Genomic DNA, 19,167 nt, shown 5'->3' with positions numbered 1-19,167 from the left:
GGCCCCCTGGAGGACAAGCGCTTCGCCGCCATCAACCGCATCGCCACCGCCATCGGCCGCACCGCCGAACGCCCCGCCGGCCTCGACTCCCTGGCTGCCTGCACGCTCACCGAGTGACGTGACAGGCACCGTGGCCGCCCCGTACACACGCCGGCCGGGGCGGCCACGGCATTTCCTTAGACAGTCGAAAGATTCGCGCCCATAATGGTCCGGCATGGGAAAGACTCATGAGCGCATAGACGGCCGCCTCCGCACGTTCATCGAGGAGCAGCCGGTCTTCTTCACCGCCACCGCCCCCCTGTCCGCCGACGGCACCGTCAACCTGTCCCCCAAGGGGCTCAAGGGGTCGTTCGCGGTCCTGGACGAGCTCACCGTGGCCTACCTCGACTTCGCCGGCTCCAACGCCGAGACCATCGCCCATCTGCGGGAGAACGGCCGCATCACCCTGATGTGGTGCGCCTTCCAGGGGCCGCCGAACATCGTGCGCGTGCACGGCCGCGGGGAGCCCGTCTTCCGGGACGACCCGCGCTTCCCCGGACTCCTCGCCCGCTTCCCCGGCATCGACCACACCGCCCACGGTCTGCGTGCCGTCGTCGTCGTGACGGCCGAACTGATCCGCGACACCTGCGGCTACGCGGTGCCCTTCATGGCGTACGAGAGCGAACGGGACCTGCACGGGAAGCGGTTCGCCCGGGAGGACGACGCCTCGCTCGACGCGTACTTCACCAAGAAGGAGCACATCGCGACCAGCCTGGACGGACTGCCCGGGCTGCCGTTGCCGCTGCCCCCGTCTACCGTCTGAGCCATGCTCACGGGTGCCGCCTCCGCCGCCGTCCTGCTCTCCCTGTCGCTGCTCGCCCCCGGCACCGGCGGGCAGCCGTCGGCGCCGCTCCCGGACCGGATGGCGGACACCGGGGGCGGCACCCAGCTGATCACCGCGGTGGCGGCCGGCACCGGTTCCACGAGCGGGACGCTCACCTGGTGGGACCGCGGGGACGGGCGCTGGGTGGCGGCCGGTTCCGCGCCGGCCCGCTTCGGGGCGAAGGGACTGACCGAGGGCTCCGCCCGGCGGCAGGGCACGGACACCACACCGACGGGGATCTACGGCCTGCCGTACGCCTTCGGCATCGAGGCGGCGCCCAGCGGGACGACGTACACCTACCGGCCCGTGCGCCAGGACTCCTGGTGGTGCCAGGACAACGACTCGCGCTCCTACAACCGCTGGACCGAGCCCCTGGCCGCGGACTGCCGCGCCTCCCGGGCCGAGCACCTGATCACCTACCGGGCGCAGTACGCCCACGCCCTCGTCGTCGACTTCAACTACCACGGCCCGGTACGCGGACGGGGCGCCGGGATCTTCCTGCACGTCAACGGACGCGGGGCGACGGCGGGATGCGTGTCCGTGCCCGGCGAGGCGATGCGGACGATCCTGCGCTGGGCCGATCCCGGGCGGGCACCCCACCTCGCGATCGGCACCACGAGCGGGCCCACGGCGATCACCCGGTACTGAACCCGGATCTCCTCTGAACGCCGCCGCGTGACGGCACGTATGTGTGGGCCAAGGGTCAAGTCCCCACGGAGGAACCGTGACCACCACGCTCGCCGGCGGCCGTGCCGCACGCCGACAGACGATGCGCCGCATCCGTCCCCGCCGCTCCCCCGCCGTGCCCCTGCTGCTCGCCGTGGGCGCGGGCGCGGTGGCCGTGCTGTGGCTGTGGTGGTCCAGTACGCCCTCGCTCGCGGACACCACCCAGAAGATCATCGCCGCCGGCCGGATCACCGGTCTGCTCGGCGGCTATCTGATGGCGCTGGTGGTGCTCCAGATGGCGCGGGTACCCGCGCTGGAACGCCGGGTGGGGTCGGACCGGGTCGCCCGCTGGCACGCGATGAGCGGCCGGTACACCGTCAGCCTGGTCGTCGCGCACGTCTTCCTCATCATGTGGGGATACGCCCGCCAGGCCGGCCGGAGCCTCGGCGACATCGTGCAGCAGACCGTCACGTCCATCAGCACGCTGCCGGACATGGGCAAGGCCGCGACCGGCACCGGCCTGCTGTTCGTGATCGCGTTCCTCTCCATCGGCCCGGTCCGGCGCCGGCTGCCCTACGACGGCTGGTACCACGTGCACCTGCTGACGTACGCGGCGGTGTTCCTGACGTTCTGGCACCAGATCACCACCGGCAACGAGTTCGCCGTCGAGCCGGCCGCGAAGACCTTCTGGTACGGGCTGTACGGCGTGGTGACCGCGCTGGTCCTGTGGTACCGGATCATCACCCCGGTGCGGCTCAACCTGCGGCACCGGATGCGGGTCGCGGCGGTCATCGAGGAGACGCCGGGCATCGTGTCCGTGCTGATCAGCGGGCGCAGGCTGCACCGGATGGGCGCGGAGGCCGGGCAGTTCTTCCGCTGGCGGTTCCTGGCACCCGGGATGCGCTTCAGCTCCCACCCGTACTCGCTGTCGGCGGCGCCCCGCCCCGACATGCTGCGGATCACCGTGAAGGCCATCGGCGACCACACCTCCCGGCTGCGCGAGCTGGAGCCCGGCACGCGGGTGTGGGCGGAGGGCCCGTACGGGGCGCTGACCGCGCAGCGCCGCAGCCGGGGCAAGGTGCTGCTGGTGGCCGGCGGGGTGGGCATCACGCCGATGCGGGCCCTGTTCGAGACGCTTCCCGGCGCCGCCGGTGACATCACGCTGCTCTACCGGGCCAACAGCACGCAGGACCTGGCGCTCTGGGGCGAGCTGGCCAAGATCGCCGATGAGCGCGGCGCACGCCTGATGTACGCGGTGAACAGCCCCGACGGGGAGCGCCCGGACATCTCGGCCGACAGCCTGCGGCGGAAGATCCCGGACGTCGACCGCCACGACGTCTTCATGTGCGGGCCGCCCGGTTTCGCACAGTCGGTGTACGAAGCACTGCGCGGCGCCGGGGTCCCCGCCCGCCGTATCCATCACGAGTCGTTCGAGATGTGAGCGACGGGCCATCGAACCGGGTCATCCACACCCGTCAGGAGCTTGAGAAGCGATGAGGAAGAGTCACCCCGTCCGGCGCGCCGTGCTCGCGACCGCCGCCACCGTGTCCGGCATCGTGCTGCTGCTGTCGCTCAAGCCGGCGTCCGATCCGGGCGCGGCCCAGGCGGCGGGCGGCGCGGCCCCGCCCGCGGCGGCCCAGTCCCCGCAGGGCGGTGCGCAGCCCATCGGGGACGGCACGGTCACCGGGGACGCGGTGAGCACCCAGTACGGCGCGGTGCAGGTACGGCTGACGGTGAGCGGCGGCAGGATCACCCGGGCGGAGGCGGTGCAGGCGCCCAAGGGCGGCCAGAGCGACCAGGTCACCTCCCGTTCCGTGCCGAAGCTCAACCGGGCGGCCGTGACGGCCGGCAGCGCGGACATCGACACGGTCTCGGGAGCCACGTACACCAGCACCGGGTACAAGAAGTCGCTGCAGTCGGCGCTGGACAAGGCACGGGCGGCCGGGGGCCCGGGCGGCGGCACGGGTGACGGTGGCGGCGCGGGTGGCGGCAGTGACGCCGGTGAGGACCGGGCGCGGACGGTCACCGGGGACGCGGCGCAGACGCAGTACGGGCCGGTGCAGGTCCGGATCACCGTCAGCGGCGGGAAGATCACCAAGGCGGAGGCGGTCCGGACGCCCAAGGGCGGCCAGAGCGATCAGATCACCTCCAACGCCGTGCCGAAGCTCAACCAGGCCGCGGTGACGGCCGGCAGCGCGGACATCGACGCGGTGTCGGGAGCCACGTACACCAGCGCCGGGTACAAACAGTCCCTCCAGTCGGCGCTGGACAAGGCCGGTGGCTGACACGGTGGCCGGACCGGCCGAGGCTCCCGCCGCGGTGCGTCATGCGGAGGAGACGATGGGGACCGTCTTCTCCCTCGACGTCCGCGGCGGGGAACCGGACACGGTGCGCGCGGCGGTGCGGGAGGCGGTCGCGGGGCTGCACCGGGTCGACGAGGTGTTCAGCACGTACCGCGAGGACAGCCAGATCTCCCGGCTGGCGCGCGGGGAGCTGGGCGTCGAGGAGTGCGATCCGGAGGTCGCCGAGGTGCTGGCACTGGCGGCGGAGGCGGAGCGGGTGAGCGAGGGCTGGTTCAGCGCGCGCCACCGGGGCCGGCTGGACCCCACCGGGATCGTCAAGGGGTGGGCCACCGAGCGGGCCGCGCGGCGGCTCGCCGCCGCGGGGGCGTCGGGGGTCAGCGTCAACGGCGGCGGGGACGTGCAGTTGCTGGGTGCGCCGGGGGCGGGACGGCCCTGGCGGGTGGGGGTCTCGGATCCGCTGCGGCCGGGCGGGCTCGCCGCCGTGGTCTCCGCGGCCGGTGCGGACGAGGTGGCCGTCGCGACGTCCGGCACCGCCGAGCGGGGGGACCACATCGTCGACCCGCGCACGGGACGGCCGGCGGTGACCGACCTGGTGGCGGTGACGGTGGTGGCGCCGCGGCTGACGTGGGCGGACTGCTGGGCCACGGCGGCGTTCGCGATGGGGTCGCGGGAGGGCCTGCGGTGGCTGGAGTCGCTGCCGGGGGTCGAAGGGCTGCTGATCACCGCGGGTGACGAGGTGCGGTGCACCGGGGGCCTGGCCGGGTGGCTGGGCTGAGCTGCGCCTCGCCCGGGTGAGGGGGCGGCGAACCGCTCGGCCGGCGGAGCTGCCGTCACCCCAGGGGCGCGGGAACCGCGCGACCGGCCCCCGACGGCCCGCAGACGCCGCACCCGGCCCCCGCCCCCCGCCCCCCGCGGAGCGGTCAGTGGCCGTTCTGTGCCAGGCGCAGCAGGTGGTCCGCCAGGGCCTGCCCTCCCGTCGGCTCCCTGCTGATCAGCAGCAACGTGTCGTCGCCGGCGATCGTGCCGAGGATGTCGTGCAGTTCCGCCTGGTCGATCGCCGACGCCAGGAACTGCGCCGCCCCCGGCGGGGTCCGCAGGACGACGAGGTTCGCGGACGCCTCCGCGGAGATCAGCAGCTCCTGCGAGAGCCGCCGCATCCGCTCCTCCTTGGCGGAGCCGCCCAGCGGCGCCCGGGGGGTGCGGAATCCGCCCTCGCTCGGTACCGCGTAGATCAGGTCGCCGTCGGTGTTGCGGATCTTCACCGCGTTCAGCTCGTCCAGGTCCCGGGAGAGCGTCGCCTGGGTGACGCTCAGACCGTCGTCGGCGAGGAGTTTCGCCAGCTGGCTCTGCGACCGCACCGGCTGCCGGTTGAGGATGTCCACGATCCGGCGGTGACGTGCGGTGCGCGTCTGCGGTACGGCGGGGCCGGCCTGCTGACCCTGGTCCTGGTCCTGGTCCTGCTGCTGGCTCATCGTCGTCTCATTCTCCGGATCGTCCTGCCCCACCCGCCGCCGTACCGGCCTCGTCCAGGATGCCGGGCAGCGCCCCGAGGAAGGCGTCCACCGCGTCGTCCCCGAGGGTCAGCGGCGGCATGAGCCGAACGACATCGGGGGCCGGCGCGTTCACGAGGAATCCGGCGTCCTGAGCCGCCTGTTGCACCTGGGGCGCGAGCGGCTCGGTGAGCACGATACCCAGCAGGAGGCCCGCGCCCCGGACGTGGTCGACCAGGGCGTGGCCGGACGCCTCGATTCCGCCGCGCAGTCTCTCGCCCTGCTGCTTGACGTTCTCCAGCAGTCCCTCGCTCTCGATGGTGTCGAGAACGGCGAGTCCGGCGGCGCAGGCGACGGGGTTGCCGCCGAAGGTCGTCCCGTGCTGGCCGGGCCGCAGCAGCTCGGCGGCGCGGCCGAAGGCGACGGTGGCGCCGAGCGGCAGTCCGCCGCCGAGCCCCTTCGCCAGCGTGACGACGTCCGGGAGCACGCCGTCGTGCGCCTGGTACTCGAACCAGTTCCCGGTCCGGCCGATCCCGGTCTGCACCTCGTCCAGGACGAGCAGCGCGCCCGTGGCCGCCGTGATCGCGCGAGCCGCCTTCAGGTATCCGGGCGGGGGGACCACGACCCCGTTCTCCCCCTGCACGGGCTCGATGATCACCAGGGCCGTCTCGTCGGTGACGGCGGCGGCCAGCGCCTGAGCGTCGCCGTACGGCACGTGGGTGACGTCGCCGGGCAGCGGCAGGAACGGCTCCCGCTTCCCGGGCTGCCCGGTGAGCGCGAGGGCGCCCATGGTGCGGCCGTGGAAGCCGCCGTCGGTGGCGACCATGTGGGTCCGCCCGGTCAGCCGGCCGATCTTGAGGGCGGCCTCGTTGGCCTCGGCGCCCGAGTTGCAGAAGAAGACCCTGCCCTCGCGGCCGAAGAGCTGGACGAGCCGTTCGGCGAGCGCGACGGGCGGTTCGGCGACGAACAGGTTGGAGACGTGGCCGAGGGAGGCGATCTGCCGGCTCACGGCCTCGACGACCGCCGGGTGGGCGTGGCCGAGGGCGTTGACGGCGATGCCGCCCACGAAGTCGGCGTACTCCCTGCCGTCGGCGTCCCACACCCGCGCGCCCTCGCCGCGTACCAGCGGCAGGCGCGGGGTGCCGTAGTTGTTCATGAGCGCGCCCTGCCACCGCGTGGTCAGTTCCCGGTTGTTCACGGCGTTGCTCACGACTCCCCCTGTTCGTCGGGCACGACCATCGTGCCGATGCCCTCGTCCGTGAAGATCTCCAGCAGGATCGAGTGCTGGACCCGGCCGTCGATGACGCGGGCGGTGGTGACTCCGTTGCGCACGGCGTGCAGGCAGCCCTCCATCTTCGGCACCATGCCCGAGGACAGCTCCGGCAGGAGCTTCTCGAGCTGGGACGCGGTGAGACGGCTGATCACCTCGTCGCTGTGCGGCCAGTCCTCGTAGAGTCCCTCGACGTCCGTGAGGACCATGAGGGTTTCGGCGCCCAGTGCAGCAGCGAGTGCCGCAGCCGCCGTATCAGCATTGACGTTGTAGACATGGTGATCGTCCTGGGAGCGGGCGATGGAGGAGACGACCGGGATGCGGCCGTCGGCGAGCAGTGCCTCGATGGCGCCCGTGTCGATCTCGGTGATCTCGCCGACCCGGCCGATGTCGATCAGCTCTCCGTCGATCCGGGGCTGGTGCTTGGTGGCGGTCAGGGTGTGGGCGTCCTCGCCGGTGAGGCCGACGGCGAGCGGTCCGTGCCGGTTGAGCAGCCCGACCAGCTCCCGCTGCACCTGCCCGGCGAGCACCATGCGTACGACGTCCATGGCGTCCTCGGTGGTGACGCGCAGGCCCGCCTTGAACTCGCTGACGATGCCGTGGGTCTCCAGGGCCCGGCTGATCTGCGGGCCGCCGCCGTGCACGACGACCGGCTTGAGGCCGGCGTGCCGCAGGAAGACGACGTCCTGGGCGAAGGCGGCCTTCAGCTCCTCGTCGACCATGGCGTTGCCGCCGAACTTGATGACGACGGTCTTGCCGTGGTGCCGGGTCAGCCAGGGCAGCGCCTCGACGAGGATCTGCGCCTTGGGCAGCGCGGTGTGCTTCCTGGTGCCGCTCATGACGAGTACGCGCTGTTCTCGTGGACGTAGTCGGCGGTGAGGTCGTTGGTCCAGATGGTGGCGGTGGCGTCACCGGCGGCGAGGTCGGCGACGATGTGCACCTCGCGGTAGCGCATGTCGACCTGGTCGCGGTCCTCGCCGACGCCGCCGTTCTTGCACACCCAGACGCCGTTGATGGCGACGTTGAGTTCGTCGGGCCGGAAGGCGGCCTTCGTGGTGCCGATCGCGGAGAGGACGCGGCCCCAGTTGGGGTCCTCGCCGTGGAGGGCGCACTTGAGGAGGTTGTTGCGGGCGATGGAGCGGCCCACCTCGACGGCGTCGTCCTCGGTGGCGGCGCCCACCACCTCGACCTTGATGTCCTTGCTGGCGCCCTCGGCGTCGCGGATGAGCTGCTTGCCCAGGTCGTCGCAGACGGCCCGTACGGCCTCGGCGAACTCCTCGTGGCCGGGGGTGATCCCGGAGGCGCCGGAGGCGAGCAGCAGCACGGTGTCGTTGGTGGACATGCAGCCGTCGGAGTCGACGCGGTCGAAGGTGACCCGGGTGGCGTCGCGCAGGGCCCGGTCGAGCACCTCGGAGCCGAGGTCGGCGTCGGTGGTGAGGACGACCAGCATGGTGGCGAGGCCGGGGGCGAGCATGCCGGCGCCCTTGGCCATGCCGCCGACGGTCCATCCGTCCTTGGTCACGACGGACGTCTTGTGGACGCTGTCGGTGGTCTTGATGGCGATGGCGGCCTTCTCGCCGCCGTGCTCGGACAGCTGGGCGGCGGCGGCCCCGACGCCCGGGAGCAGCTTGTCCATGGGGAGCAGGACGCCGATGAGCCCGGTGGAGCAGACGGCGATCTCGCCCGCGCCGGTGCCGAGCACCTCGGCGGCCCTCTCGGCGGTGGCGTGGGTGTCCTGGAAGCCCTTGGGTCCGGTGCAGGCGTTGGCGCCACCGGAGTTGAGGACGACGGCGGACAGGCGGCCGCTCTTGAGGACCTGCTCGGACCAGAGCACGGGTGCGGCCTTGACGCGGTTGGAGGTGAAGACGCCGGCGGCGGCGCGGCGGGGTCCGTTGTTGACCACGAGGGCCAGGTCGGGGTTGCCGTTCTCCTTGATCCCGGCGGCGATGCCCGCCGCCGTGAATCCCTTTGCTGCCGTCACACTCACGGCGCAACTCCGATCGTCGTCAGTCCCGTGGTCTCGTCGAGACCCAGGGCGATGTTCATGCTCTGGACGGCACCGCCCGCGGTGCCCTTGGTCAGGTTGTCGATGGCGCTGATCGCGATGATCCGTCCCGCGGCCTCGTCGTACGCCACCTGGATCTGCACGGCGTTGGAGCCGTGGACGGACGCGGTGGCGGGCCACTGGCCCTCGGGGAGCAGTCGGACGAAGGGTTCGTCGGCGAACGCCTTCCGGTAGGCGGCCCGGACGGACTCGGCGGTGACCTGGGGCCGTGCCTTGGCACTGCAGGTGGCGAGGATGCCGCGGGGCATGGGCGCGAGGGTCGGCGTGAAGGAGACGGAGACCCGCTCCCCCGCCGCGGCGCTAAGGTTCTGGATCATCTCGGGGGTGTGCCGGTGGGTGCCGCCGACGCCGTAGGGCGACATCGAACCCATGACCTCGCTGCCCAGCAGGTGCGGCTTGGCCGCCTTGCCCGCGCCGGAAGTGCCGGAGGCGGCGACGATCACCGCCTCCGTCTCGGCGAGCCCCGCCGCGTAGGCCGGGACGAGGGCCAGCGAGACGGCGGTCGGGTAGCAACCGGGCACCGCGATGCGCTTGGACCCCTCCAGCGCGGCGCGGGCGCCCGGCAGTTCGGGAAGGCCGTAGGGCCAGGTGCCGGCGTGCGGGGAGCCGTAGAAGCGTTCCCAGTCGGCGGCGTCGGTGAGCCGGTGGTCGGCGCCCACGTCGATCACGAGCACCTCGGGCCCGAGCTGCTGGGCGACGGCGGCCGACTGCCCGTGCGGCAGGGCGAGGAAGACGACGTCGTGTCCGGCGAGCATGTCGGCCGTGGTCGCCTCCAGTACCCGCTCGGCGAGCGGCGCCAGGTGCGGCTGCAGGCTCCCGAGCCGCTGCCCGGCGTTGGAGTTCCCGGTCAGCGCGCCGATCTCCACTCCGGGGTGTGCCAGCAGCAGGCGCAGAAGCTCCCCACCCGCATATCCGCTGGCTCCGGCCACAGCCACCCGTACGCTCACGACAACCTCCTCCTTGATGGCATGACTATACGTATGCATGCAGGTTTATGCAACGTCGGGCCCGGTCGAGCACCCGCCCACTGATTGAAAGTTGAAGTAAGCTGCCGACTGGTTTAGCTTGAAGCTTCAAGTTTGCCGGGACGGGTCGTCGCGCACTGCCGCGCCGGCACCCCCACCGTCCCGCCGTCCCCTTCCGAGGAGTCCCCCCATGGCCAGTCCCACCACCCTGTCCCGCTCCACCGCGGCATCCGGTCCGGACGCCCCCGCCGTCCCCACCCGCGCCTACGACATCGGCCTGCTGGTCCTGCGCCTCGCGCTCGGTCTGACCATGGCCGCGCACGGCGCCCAGAAGCTGTTCGGCTGGTTCGGCGGGGGCGGCGTCGAGGGCACCGGGATGTTCTTCGCGTCCCTCGGCTACCCCTCGCCCGAGGCGTTCGCCGTGGTGGCCGGGCTCACCGAGACCCTCGGCGGGCTGGGCCTCGCGCTCGGCCTGTTCACCCCGCTCGCCGCGGCGGCCGTCGCCGGCACGCTGGTCAACGCGATCGCCGTGAAGTGGGGCGGCGGCTTCTTCGCCCCGGAGGGCGTGGAGTACGAACTCCTCATCGCCCTGGCCGCGGTGGCGCTCGCCCTGACCGGCCCCGGCCGGATCGCGGTGGACCGGATGCTTCCCCGGCTGCGCACGCACCGCCTCGCGTACGGCGTCGCCGCGGTCGTGCTCGGCGCGGTGGTGGCCGGCGTCACCCTGCTGCTGCGCCACTGACCCGACGGGCGCTTGCCCGGTCCGCGCGGGGTGCGGGCCGCCGTCTCCGTGACGGCGGCCCCCGCCCGGCCCCCTGCCGCTGCTTGACGGGAGCGCGGTCGCGGTGAGACCGGGTCCGAGGCGGGCGCGTTTCCGCGGGCGGTGCGTGACATGGCACTCGGCGGCTCTCCCGGGAGAGGGACACCGATGCGTTCGCGATGTCGGCCACTGGTCAGCACCTCGAACGGCAAGATAGGGAGGAGGCAGGAGCACGTCCCTGGGTCGTGCGACGGCGGAGAGACGCGGGAAGGGGGCGTGATGGGCGAGTTCTGGCCGGTGCCGGAGGTGCTGCCCTACCTGAGCGGCCGCTGGCGGGTGCGGCGGACCGTGCGGGACCTCGCGAGCGGGGATCGCGGGCACTTCGCCGGGGCGGTCGTTTTCGGCCCGCTGGAGGGCGGTGGCCTGCTGCACGAGGAGTCCGGCGATTTCACCTGGCGGGGCGTCACCCGGCCCGCCGCCCGGACCCTGCGCTTCCTGCCCGGCCCGGGAGGCACGGCGGACGTACGGTTCGCCGACGGACGCCCGTTCCACGACCTGGACCTCGTCACCGGCCGGTACGTCGCCGATCACCCCTGCGCGGCGGATCTCTACCGGGGCGAGTTCACCGTGCGCGACGCCGGCCACTGGCGGACTCTCTGGCGGGTGCGCGGCCCCGCCAAGGATCTCGAACTCGGCACGGACTACGCGCGCGTGGGCTGAGCGCCGGCCCCTTCCACACGCAGGCTCCAGCGGCCCGCCCGGCCGGCCACGCTGATCGTGGACAGCGAGCGCACGTCGATGCTCCAGTACGTGGCGGGCGGCGCCTTGAGCACGTACACCAGGGCAGCCCGGATCACGGAGGGCTCGGCCACGGCGACGACCGTGCAGTCGCCGTCGGCCGGCCGGGTGTCGAGCCAGCCGCCCACCCGGCCGATGAAGTCCAGGAGCGACTCCCCGCCGTACGGTGTCGCCCGCGGGTCGGCGAGCCAGGCGTCCACGGCTCCCGGTTCCCTGGCCATCGCCTCGCCCAGGGTCAGTCCCCGCCAGCGGCCCATGTCGCAGTCGCGCAGGGCGAGCTGCACCAGCGGCGCGTATCCCAGCCCCTCCCCGGTGGCGCGGCTGCGCGGGGCCGGGGAGCAGTAGCGCAGATCGGCCGCCGCGAGCGGCAGCAGTTCGGGCGCGGCCCGTTGCACCTCGTTCCATCCGGCCTGGTCCAGCGGACGGACGTCCTCGAAGCGCTCGGCGAGCACCGAGGAGCTCCCCGCGGCGGCGACGAACGTGACCCGAAGTGCCATGCCGCGATCGTCAGTCGCCGGGGTCGGCTGGTCAAGGGGTGCCGTCCCGCCGTCACCGTGCGCACATTCCCCCTCACTCGGTGTGGGCGCGGGGCCGGCCGGGCGGGTCCGTGGGCCGGGCAGGTCCGTCCCCTCACTCGAAGGGGAGCACCATCCAGTGGTCGGGCCGCTCCAGCGGGCGGAACCCCAGCTTGGCGTAGACACCGTGCGCGTCGTGGGTGGCCAGCATGGCGCGCTTCACGCCGTAGGACCCCACCTCCTCGCGTACGGCCGCGACGAGGGCGGTGCCGACTCCCTTGCCCCGCACCGACGGGTCGACGTACACGTCGCACAGCCAGGCGAAGGTGGCCCGGTCGGTGACGACCCTGGCGTACGCCACCTGCTCCCCCGAGAGGGAGTCGTAGACGCCGAAGTTGAGGGAGCCGCCGATCGCTCCGTCCTGCTTCTCCCGGGAGCGGCCCAGGGCCCAGTAGGCGTCGGTCGACAGCCACCCGTGCACCCGGGCCGCGTCGATCCTGGCGGGGTCGGTGGAGATCTCGTAGCCCTCGGGCAGGCGCGGGGTGTCGGTCATGCCGGGGATGGTGCCAGGCCCGGCGGGCGGCGTCGAACACTTATCCCGGCAGGTCGTCGCAGGCGGTGCGCAGGCGCCGCACGCCTTCCGCGATCTCACCGGCGCCGGCCACCGCCGCGAAACTCAGGCGGAGGTGACCGGCCGGGGGTTCGGCGGCGAAGTAGGGCCGGCCCGGGGTGACGGCGACGCCCGCGCGCAGGGCGGCGGTGGTCAGGGCGGGTTCCGTGGTGCCCTCGGGCAGCCGCAGCCACAGGTGGTAGCCGCCGGACGGGACGTGCGGCAGGGCGAGTTCGGGCAGCCGCAGGCGGAGCGCGGCGGTCATGGCGTCGCGGCGGGCCCGCAGCGCGGCGGAGACCGCGCGCAGATGGCGCGGCCACGCGGGCGAGCCGACGAGTTCCAGCGTCGCCTCCTGGAGCGGACGGGGCACGAAGAAGGTGTCGACGACCTGGATCGCCCGCAGCCGCTCCAGCACCGGCCCGTGCGCGGCCAGGGCGCTCACCCGGAAACTGGGCGAGGTGGCCTTGGTGAGCGAGCAGACGTGCACCACCACCCCGTCGGGATCGTCGGCGGCGAGCGGCCGCGGCAGGGGGCCCGCGTCCTCGTGCACCAGCCTGCGCACGAAGTCGTCCTCGACGACGAACGCCCCGGCCTCGCGGGCGATGCGCAGCACCTCGCCGCGCCGCTCGGGGGCGAGCACGGCGCCGGTGGGGTTCTGGAACAGCGGCTGGCAGACGAAGACCCGGGCACCGGTCGCCCGGAACGCGTCGGCGAGCAGCGCGGGCCGTACGCCGTCCGCGTCCACCGGGACGGGGACCGGGCGCAGGCCGGCCGCGCGGGCGATGGCCAGCATGCCGGGGTAGGTGGGTGACTCGACGAGCACGGGCGCGCCCGGCGGGGCGAGCGCGCGCAGGGCGGTGGTCAGCGCGGACTGTCCCCCCGCCGTGACCAGCACCCCGGCCGCCGTGACCGGTCCGCCGATGCTCCGCGCGAACCACTCCCGCAGCTCCGCCAGCCCTTCCATCGGGGGCCGCCCCCAGGCACCCGGCCGGCGTCCGGCCCGGGAGAGTGCCGTCGCCATGGCCCGCTCCGGCTGGAGGGAGGGGTGCAGGTAGCCGCCGTTGAACTCGATCACCCCCGGCGGCGGCGCGGCCAGCGAGACCAGCACCCCGGAGGCGTCCACCGAGCGCGGCACGAGGTCGGCGGCGCCGTCGGCACTGAGGGCGACCTCCTGCCAGGACGTGTCGCCCGCGGGGGCGGCCGGGGCGCCGCGCTGGGCGCGGAAGGCACCGGAGCCGGGCCGGGTGACCACCAGGCCCTCGGCGGCGAGCACCGCCAGCGCACGGGAGACGGTCACGGGGCTCACCCGGTACCGCTCCACCAGGGAGCGACTGGAGGGGAGCTTTCCGCCCGGAGAGTAGCGGTCGAGCTCCCTCCGCAGCTGTTCCGCCAGTTCACCCACACTGCTACGCTCATGCATGAGAGCACAGAGTAGCGCTACCGCCTCGTCGGCGATAGCAGTTCCCGCCCGGCGGGACGGCCGCGGTCTCGGCACCCTGCAGGCCGCCCTCGGCGTCGTCGCCTTCTCCCTCACCTTCCCGGCCACCGCCTGGGGTCTCGAAGGCTTCGGGCCCTGGTCACTGGTGGCCGTGCGCAGTGTGCTCGCGGCGCTGATCGCCGGCGGCTGTCTGCTCGCGCTGCGCGTTCCCCTGCCGGAACGCCGGCACTGGACGGGGCTGGCGGTGGTCGGCGGCGGGGTCGTGGTCGGCTTCCCGCTGCTCACGACCCTGGCGCTCGGGACCTCGACCACCGCCCACGCTGCCGTCGTGGTCGGACTGCTCCCGCTGACCACGGCCCTGCTGTCCGCGCTGCGGGTCGGATCCCGCCCCTCGCGCACCTTCTGGACGGCGGCCCTCGCCGGAGCGGCCGCCGTGCTGGCGTTCACCGTGCAGCAGAGCGGCGGCGCGCTGACCACGGCCGACCTGTACCTCTTCGCGGCGCTGCTGGTGTGCGCGGCCGGATACACCGAGGGCGGCAGGCTGGCCCGGGTGATGCCGGGCTGGCAGGTGATCGGCTGGGCGCTGGTGATGTGCCTTCCGCTCACCCTGCCCGCCGCCGCGTTCGCGCTGGGCGCGGAGCCCGTGCGGCTGACCGCGCACAGCGTGACCGGTCTGCTGTGGGTGGCGGCGGGTTCGCAGTTCCTCGGGCTGATCGTCTGGTACCGGGGCATGGCCGCCATCGGCATCCCCAAGGCCAGCCAGTTGCAGCTCGCCCAGCCGCTGCTCACACTGGTGTGGTCGGTGCTGCTGCTGAACGAGCACCTGACGGTGGCCGCCCCGCTGACGGCCGCGGCGGTGCTGGTGTGCATCGCCGTCACCCAGCGGGCACGCGGTTGAGAGGAGGCCCCGATGCGCGCAACCACGGGTGACCAGCTTGTCCAGCACGGCAGGGTGGTCGGCCAGCACGACAAGGTCGGTGAGATCGTCGAAGTGATGGGCGAGGCGGGGACCCCGCCCTACCGCGTCCGCTTCGAGGACGGACACGAGGGCGTGTGCTCACCCGGCCCCGACACCGAGATCCGGCACCGGACCACGACCACCCGGCAGCGGTAGAGCCGCCGCGGGGGGCGAAACCGCCGCGGCGGATCAGCGCGGCGGCTTCGCCGGCTTGCGGTAGTGGTCGGCGACGACCCGCGCCATCGCCCCGATCCGGTCGGCCGTCACCTCACGCGCGGCGAAGAAGACGTGCCCGCCCACCCGCGGGTGCTCGCGCGCCAGCGTGAGGTGGCGGGACAGCTCGGCGGGATCCTGCCAGGCCGCCGGCTGCGCGGAGTCGCCCGCCTTGTACAGCGCCTCCCCCGCGTACAGGCGGGTTCCGGAGCCCTCGACGACGCCGGACCACCAGCGCAGCAGCTCGGCGTAGTCGGCGGGGGCGAAGCCGATGTTCCAGTAGAGCTGCGGGCAGACGTAGTCGATCCAGTTCTCCCGCGCCCAGGTGCGCGTGTCCGCGTGCAGGTCGTCGTACGTCTGCACACCCGCGCGGGTACGCGAGCCCCGCTCGTCCGTCTCCGCGTTGCGCCACACGCCGAACGGGCTGATGCCGAAGCGGGTGCCGGGCCGGATCGCCCTGATCCCGGCGGCCGTCTCCCGCACCAGCCGGTCGACGTTGTCCCGCCGCCAGGCCGCACGGTCGGGGAAGGCGCCGCCGTGGGTGTCGTAGGCGCGGTCGTCGTCGAAGGTCTGGCCGGCCACCGGGTAGGGGTAGAAGTAGTCGTCGAAGTGGACCGCGTCGACGGGATAGCGGCGCACCGCGTCCAGCATGGCCTCCCGGACGAAGGCGCGGACCTCGGGCAGCCCCGGGTCGTAGTAGAGCTTGCCCCCGTACGTCACCACCCAGCCGGGGTTGCGGCGCGCCGGGTGCGAGGCGGCCAGCCGGGCGGGGTCGGCGTGCAGGGCCACGCGGTAGGGGTTGAACCAGGCGTGCAGCTCCAGTCCGCGGGCGTGGGCCTCCTCGACGGCCGTGCCGAGCGGGTCCCAGCCGGGGTCCCCGCCCTGGGCGCCGGTGAGGTACTGCGACCAGGGCTCGTGGGGCGAGGGCCACAGGGCGTCGGCCGTGGGCCGCACCTGGAAGATCACGGTGTTGAGCCGGGCGCGCACGGCCGCGTCGAGGAGGGCGGTCAGCTCGGCGCGCTGCCGGGCGGCGCTCAGACCCGGCCGGGACGGCCAGTCCCGGTTGGTGACGGTGGCCACCCACATGCCGCGCATCTCACCGGCCGCCGCGCCGCCGCCTCCTCCTCGGCCGCCGGTCCGGTCCGGTGCCTGCCCCGGGGCCGCGGACGCCCGGGGCACGGCCGCCAGCCCGGCCAGCGCCAGCGCCGCGAAGCCCCTGCGTGACACCCGCCCCATCGCACTCCCTCGTAGCTCGTCGAACCGGCTGGTCGGGCACGGTCCGCGGCCCAGGATGCCCCACCCCCGCGATCGATCATCGATACTTCGGAGTAACGTGCACGAACGGAGCAGGACCCGGGACCCGGCACCCTGCCACAGCCGTAAGCAGAAGCGAAAGGGACGATGTGACCGACATCGAACGCGTCGGAGTGGTGGGCTGCGGCCAGATGGGCGCGGGTATCGCCGAGGTGTGCGCCCGTGCCGGCCTGGACGTGAAGGTCGCCGAGACCACCGGCGAAGCCCTGGAATTCGGCCGTACCCGGCTGTTCAGCTCCCTGTCGAAGGCGGCCGAGCGCGGCAAGATCTCCGCGGAGGAGCTGGAGGCCACCCAGGCCCGGCTGAGCTTCACCACCGACCTCGGCGAGTTCGCCGACCGTGACCTCGTGATCGAGGCCGTCGTCGAGAACGAGCAGGTCAAGACCGAGATCTTCCAGGTGCTGGACCAGGTCGTGACCCGGCCGGACGCGATCCTGGCCTCCAACACCTCCTCCATCCCCCTGGTGAAGCTGGCGGTCGCCACCTCCCGGCCGGACCACGTCATCGGCATCCACTTCTTCAACCCGGCCCCGGTGCAGAAGCTGGTCGAGCTGATCCCGGCGCTCACCACGTCCGAGGGGACGCTGAGCCGCGCCCAGGTCTTCACCGAAAAGGTGCTGGGCAAGCACGCGATCCGCGCCCAGGACCGCTCCGGTTTCGTGGTGAACGCGCTGCTGATCCCGTACCTGCTCTCCGCGATCCGGATGTTCGAGTCGGGCATTGCCAGCCGTGAGGACATCGACAACGGCATGGAGATGGGCTGCGCGCACCCGATGGGCCCGCTGAAGCTGTCCGACCTGATCGGTCTGGACACGGTGGCGTCGGTCGCGTACTCGATGTACGAGGAGTACAAGGAGCCCCTGTACGCCGCTCCCCCGCTGCTCCAGCGCATGGTCGACGCGGGCCGGCTGGGCCGCAAGAGCGGCTCCGGTTTCTACTCCTACGCCTGAGGCCGCGGAACGCCCCGGGGGCCCGGCACCGTGACGGTGCCGGGCCCCCGCGCGTCATGGCCTGCCGTCCGGGCCGAGCCTGAGGTGGTGGAGCAGGAGTAACGCGGCGGCCATGGTGGTGGCCGGGACCTCTCCGCGGGCGACCATGTCGGGGACGAGTTTCAGGGACACCCACTCGCGGCGTTCCGACTCGAAGTCGTCCACCGGGTGTCCGACGTACTCGCCCTCGTCGGCCCAGTAGACGTGGTGCCGGGCGTCGGTGAGGCCGTTGGACGGCTCCACGCTCATGAGATGGTGCAGGGGGCCCGGCCGCCAGCCGGTCTCCTCCTCCAGTTCCCGCGCCGCGGCCCCGGCGATGTCCTCGCCGTCCTCGACGACGCCGGCCGCGAGTTCCCAGCCCCAGCTGTCGGTGATGAAGCGGTGCCGCCACAGCAGCAGGACCTCGTTGTTCTCGTTCACCACCGTGGCGACGGCGACGGGGCGCAGCCGTATGAGGAAGTGGTCGAGGTGCCGGCCGTCCGGGAGTTCGACATCCGCGAGACTGACGCTGAACCAGCGGTTTGCGTACACAGGCTGTTCGTTCCGTTTCGTCCATTGCACGGTTCTGCCACCTTCCGACGAGTGAGTGGCAATATCGCAGCACCGACCGCGCCCGCAGCAGGCGTACGGTCGCCGCCCACGGCGCAGCGGTGGGGCGCGGCGGCGGCGCACGGCGGCCATGACGGCCCTGGGCTGCGGTGTCCCGGATGAACAGGGACGAGCAGGGCTCCAGCCCGTCGCCGCGCCACTGACCTAACGCTCGCTAAGCATCTGGAAGACCGTCATTCCCCTTGTTTCACAGGTGTTGACGGTGTCAGCCGCCGCTCCTACCTTGACCTAGCGCTCGCTAAGCAGCGGGCGGCCCGCGGGTGCGGGCCGGACACCGCACCAAGGAGAGGCCATGCGCAAGAGCAGCTGGATTCTGACCGGATCGGCCGTGGTCCTGGTGGCCGCCTCGGCCCTCACGCGGTTCTCGGTCTACCCCGCACTGCACCAGGTGCCCGACGACACCAGGACCACGTTCCGCTTCGAGGGCAGCGCCACCCTGCTGAATCCGCCGGCGCTGGAGACCGGTGACCTCTCCGAGGCGTTCCTCGCGGACCTGCCGGTGATCCTGGACCGGAGCGTCGAGGTGCGGGACACCAGCGGCCGGACCGCCGTCGTCGCGGACGGCGTCGTCCTGCGCGGGCGCGACGGAACCAGGCTGAACTCCTCCGAGGACGTCTGGGCGGTGGACCGCCGCGACCTGACGGAACGTCCGGCCCCCGCGGGCTCCGGCGCCGGGAAGCACGAGGGCCTGGTCATCTCCTGGCCCCTGGAGCCCGAGCGGCGCGACTACCGCTTCTGGGACACCGGCACACGGAAGGCGGTGCCCGCCCGCTACGACCGGACGGAGACCGTGTCCGGCCGCGAGGCGTACGTGTACGTCGTCAAGGCCGACGGGGCGCTCGCCGACCCCGCCACCACCAAGGCGCTGCCCCCCGCGCTGCCCCGGCAGGTCGTGGCGGGGCTCGCCGCCGCCCTGCCCGCGGACCGGCGCCCGGACGCGGCCGTGCTGGCGGCCCTGCCGGAGACCGTGGCGCTCACCTACACCTCCACCACCGAGCGGCGCGCGTGGGTCGACGCGGACACCGGTCTGTCCCTGGACGGCGCGCTGCACCAGACGGTGCTCGCCCGGACGGCGGGCGAGCACGGACCGGTGACGCTCTTCCCCGTGACCGACGTCAGCGTCCGGGGAGCCGAGGCGTCGGTGGAGAAGCAGGCCGACGAGGCCGCCGGCACCGCGCGCCTGTTGTGGCTGCTGAGCACCGGCGCACCGCTCGGCCTGCTCGTCCTCGGCCTGGTCCTGGCGCTCCTCGCACTCCGCGGCGCCCGCCGCCGGGCCGGTGAGGGCGAGCGCCGGCCCGGCGCGGAACCGTCCGCCGAGCCGCGGACGCCGCAGCGCCGGTAG

General features: G+C 73.3%; 21 protein-coding genes. 11 read left to right on the top strand and 10 right to left on the bottom strand.

Features of this window, described 5'->3' with window-relative positions:
• The first annotated feature begins 214 nt into the window (after positions 1-214).
• The 5 genes from IE172_RS24600 to IE172_RS24580 all read left to right on the top strand — a co-directional run bounded on the left by IE172_RS24600 (position 215) and on the right by IE172_RS24580 (position 4,606).
• On the top strand, positions 215-802 hold the full coding sequence (locus tag IE172_RS24600) for a pyridoxamine 5'-phosphate oxidase family protein (RefSeq protein WP_190099485.1): 588 nt from the start codon (positions 215-217) through the stop codon (positions 800-802).
• Between the two features lie 3 nt (positions 803-805).
• A complete protein-coding gene (locus IE172_RS24595; RefSeq protein ID WP_190099484.1) occupies positions 806-1,510 on the top strand; it encodes a L,D-transpeptidase family protein in 705 nt (234 codons plus the stop codon).
• Between the two features lie 76 nt (positions 1,511-1,586).
• Positions 1,587-2,969, top strand: coding sequence for a ferredoxin reductase family protein (locus IE172_RS24590; protein ID WP_190099483.1), 1,383 nt, complete (start codon positions 1,587-1,589; stop codon positions 2,967-2,969).
• Positions 2,970-3,021: 52 nt separating this feature from the next.
• Entirely contained in the window at positions 3,022-3,813 is a 792-nt protein-coding gene (locus IE172_RS24585; protein WP_190099482.1) for an FMN-binding protein, read from the top strand.
• A gap of 55 nt (positions 3,814-3,868) precedes the next feature.
• Entirely contained in the window at positions 3,869-4,606 is a 738-nt protein-coding gene (locus IE172_RS24580; protein WP_190099498.1) for an FAD:protein FMN transferase, read from the top strand.
• Positions 4,607-4,751: 145 nt separating this feature from the next.
• Here IE172_RS24580 and IE172_RS24575 read toward each other — a convergent pair whose 3' ends face one another.
• Genes IE172_RS24575 through argC form a run of 5 tightly spaced genes read right to left on the bottom strand, consistent with a single transcriptional unit; the run spans position 4,752 to position 9,603 of the window.
• The gene (locus IE172_RS24575; protein ID WP_190099481.1) at positions 4,752-5,303 is read right to left on the bottom strand and encodes an arginine repressor; all 552 of its coding nucleotides are present in this window, start codon (positions 5,301-5,303) and stop codon (positions 4,752-4,754) included.
• 7 nt (positions 5,304-5,310) lie between these two features.
• Complete coding sequence (locus IE172_RS24570; RefSeq protein WP_190099497.1) at positions 5,311-6,519, bottom strand: acetylornithine transaminase; 1,209 nt, start codon at positions 6,517-6,519, stop codon at positions 5,311-5,313.
• Between the two features lie 8 nt (positions 6,520-6,527).
• A complete protein-coding gene (gene argB / locus IE172_RS24565; RefSeq protein WP_190099480.1) occupies positions 6,528-7,430 on the bottom strand; it encodes an acetylglutamate kinase in 903 nt (300 codons plus the stop codon).
• Positions 7,427-8,578 (bottom strand): bifunctional glutamate N-acetyltransferase/amino-acid acetyltransferase ArgJ, encoded by a 1,152-nt coding sequence (gene argJ / locus IE172_RS24560; protein ID WP_190099479.1) that lies wholly within the window; start codon positions 8,576-8,578, stop codon positions 7,427-7,429. Before argJ ends, argB begins: the two co-directional genes overlap by 4 nt.
• Entirely contained in the window at positions 8,575-9,603 is a 1,029-nt protein-coding gene (gene argC, locus IE172_RS24555; protein ID WP_190099478.1) for an N-acetyl-gamma-glutamyl-phosphate reductase, read from the bottom strand. Before argC ends, argJ begins: the two co-directional genes overlap by 4 nt.
• 208 nt (positions 9,604-9,811) lie before the next feature.
• Here argC and IE172_RS24550 point away from each other — a divergent pair, with 208 nt between their 5' ends.
• Together IE172_RS24550 and IE172_RS24545 are read left to right on the top strand one after the other, a co-directional pair.
• A complete protein-coding gene (locus IE172_RS24550; protein WP_190099477.1) occupies positions 9,812-10,363 on the top strand; it encodes a DoxX family protein in 552 nt (183 codons plus the stop codon).
• Between the two features lie 297 nt (positions 10,364-10,660).
• On the top strand, positions 10,661-11,101 hold the full coding sequence (locus IE172_RS24545) for a DUF6314 family protein (protein WP_190099476.1): 441 nt from the start codon (positions 10,661-10,663) through the stop codon (positions 11,099-11,101).
• Here IE172_RS24545 and IE172_RS24540 read toward each other — a convergent pair.
• The 3 genes from IE172_RS24540 to IE172_RS24530 all read right to left on the bottom strand — a co-directional run bounded on the left by IE172_RS24540 (position 11,083) and on the right by IE172_RS24530 (position 13,724).
• Complete coding sequence (locus tag IE172_RS24540; protein ID WP_190099475.1) at positions 11,083-11,676, bottom strand: histidine phosphatase family protein; 594 nt, start codon at positions 11,674-11,676, stop codon at positions 11,083-11,085. The two genes, IE172_RS24545 and IE172_RS24540, sit on opposite strands and share 19 nt — an antisense overlap.
• 133 nt (positions 11,677-11,809) lie before the next feature.
• A complete protein-coding gene (locus IE172_RS24535) occupies positions 11,810-12,247 on the bottom strand; it encodes a GNAT family N-acetyltransferase (protein ID WP_190099474.1) in 438 nt (145 codons plus the stop codon).
• Between the two features lie 40 nt (positions 12,248-12,287).
• On the bottom strand, positions 12,288-13,724 hold the full coding sequence (locus IE172_RS24530) for an aminotransferase-like domain-containing protein (RefSeq protein WP_190099473.1): 1,437 nt from the start codon (positions 13,722-13,724) through the stop codon (positions 12,288-12,290).
• Between IE172_RS24530 and IE172_RS24525 the strand changes: the two genes are divergently transcribed.
• Positions 13,723-14,640 (top strand): DMT family transporter, encoded by a 918-nt coding sequence (locus tag IE172_RS24525; protein ID WP_190099472.1) that lies wholly within the window; start codon positions 13,723-13,725, stop codon positions 14,638-14,640. The two genes, IE172_RS24530 and IE172_RS24525, sit on opposite strands and share 2 nt — an antisense overlap.
• Before the next feature lie 12 nt (positions 14,641-14,652).
• Complete coding sequence (locus IE172_RS24520) at positions 14,653-14,856, top strand: DUF1918 domain-containing protein (RefSeq protein ID WP_190099471.1); 204 nt, start codon at positions 14,653-14,655, stop codon at positions 14,854-14,856.
• A 33-nt stretch (positions 14,857-14,889) separates the two neighbouring features.
• Here the strand turns inward: IE172_RS24520 and IE172_RS24515 are convergent, their stop codons facing one another.
• Positions 14,890-16,149 carry a glycoside hydrolase family 10-like protein gene (locus IE172_RS24515; RefSeq protein WP_190099470.1) on the bottom strand — a complete coding sequence of 420 codons (1,260 nt, stop codon included), beginning with the start codon at positions 16,147-16,149 and terminating at the stop codon, positions 14,890-14,892.
• A 167-nt stretch (positions 16,150-16,316) separates the two neighbouring features.
• Between IE172_RS24515 and IE172_RS24510 the strand changes: the two genes are divergently transcribed.
• Positions 16,317-17,177 (top strand): 3-hydroxybutyryl-CoA dehydrogenase, encoded by an 861-nt coding sequence (locus tag IE172_RS24510; protein WP_190099469.1) that lies wholly within the window; start codon positions 16,317-16,319, stop codon positions 17,175-17,177.
• A gap of 54 nt (positions 17,178-17,231) precedes the next feature.
• On the opposite strand, the gene IE172_RS24505 is transcribed toward IE172_RS24510, so the two are convergent.
• Positions 17,232-17,777, bottom strand: coding sequence for an NUDIX hydrolase (locus tag IE172_RS24505; protein ID WP_190099468.1), 546 nt, complete (start codon positions 17,775-17,777; stop codon positions 17,232-17,234).
• A gap of 340 nt (positions 17,778-18,117) precedes the next feature.
• Between IE172_RS24505 and IE172_RS24500 the strand changes: the two genes are divergently transcribed.
• Positions 18,118-19,167, top strand: coding sequence for a porin PorA family protein (locus tag IE172_RS24500; RefSeq protein ID WP_190099467.1), 1,050 nt, complete (start codon positions 18,118-18,120; stop codon positions 19,165-19,167).

Source organism: Streptomyces griseoflavus, from assembly GCF_014649995.1.
Lineage (GTDB): Bacteria > Actinomycetota > Actinomycetes > Streptomycetales > Streptomycetaceae > Streptomyces > Streptomyces griseoflavus.
This window is presented reverse-complemented; position numbering and strand designations above follow the sequence as displayed.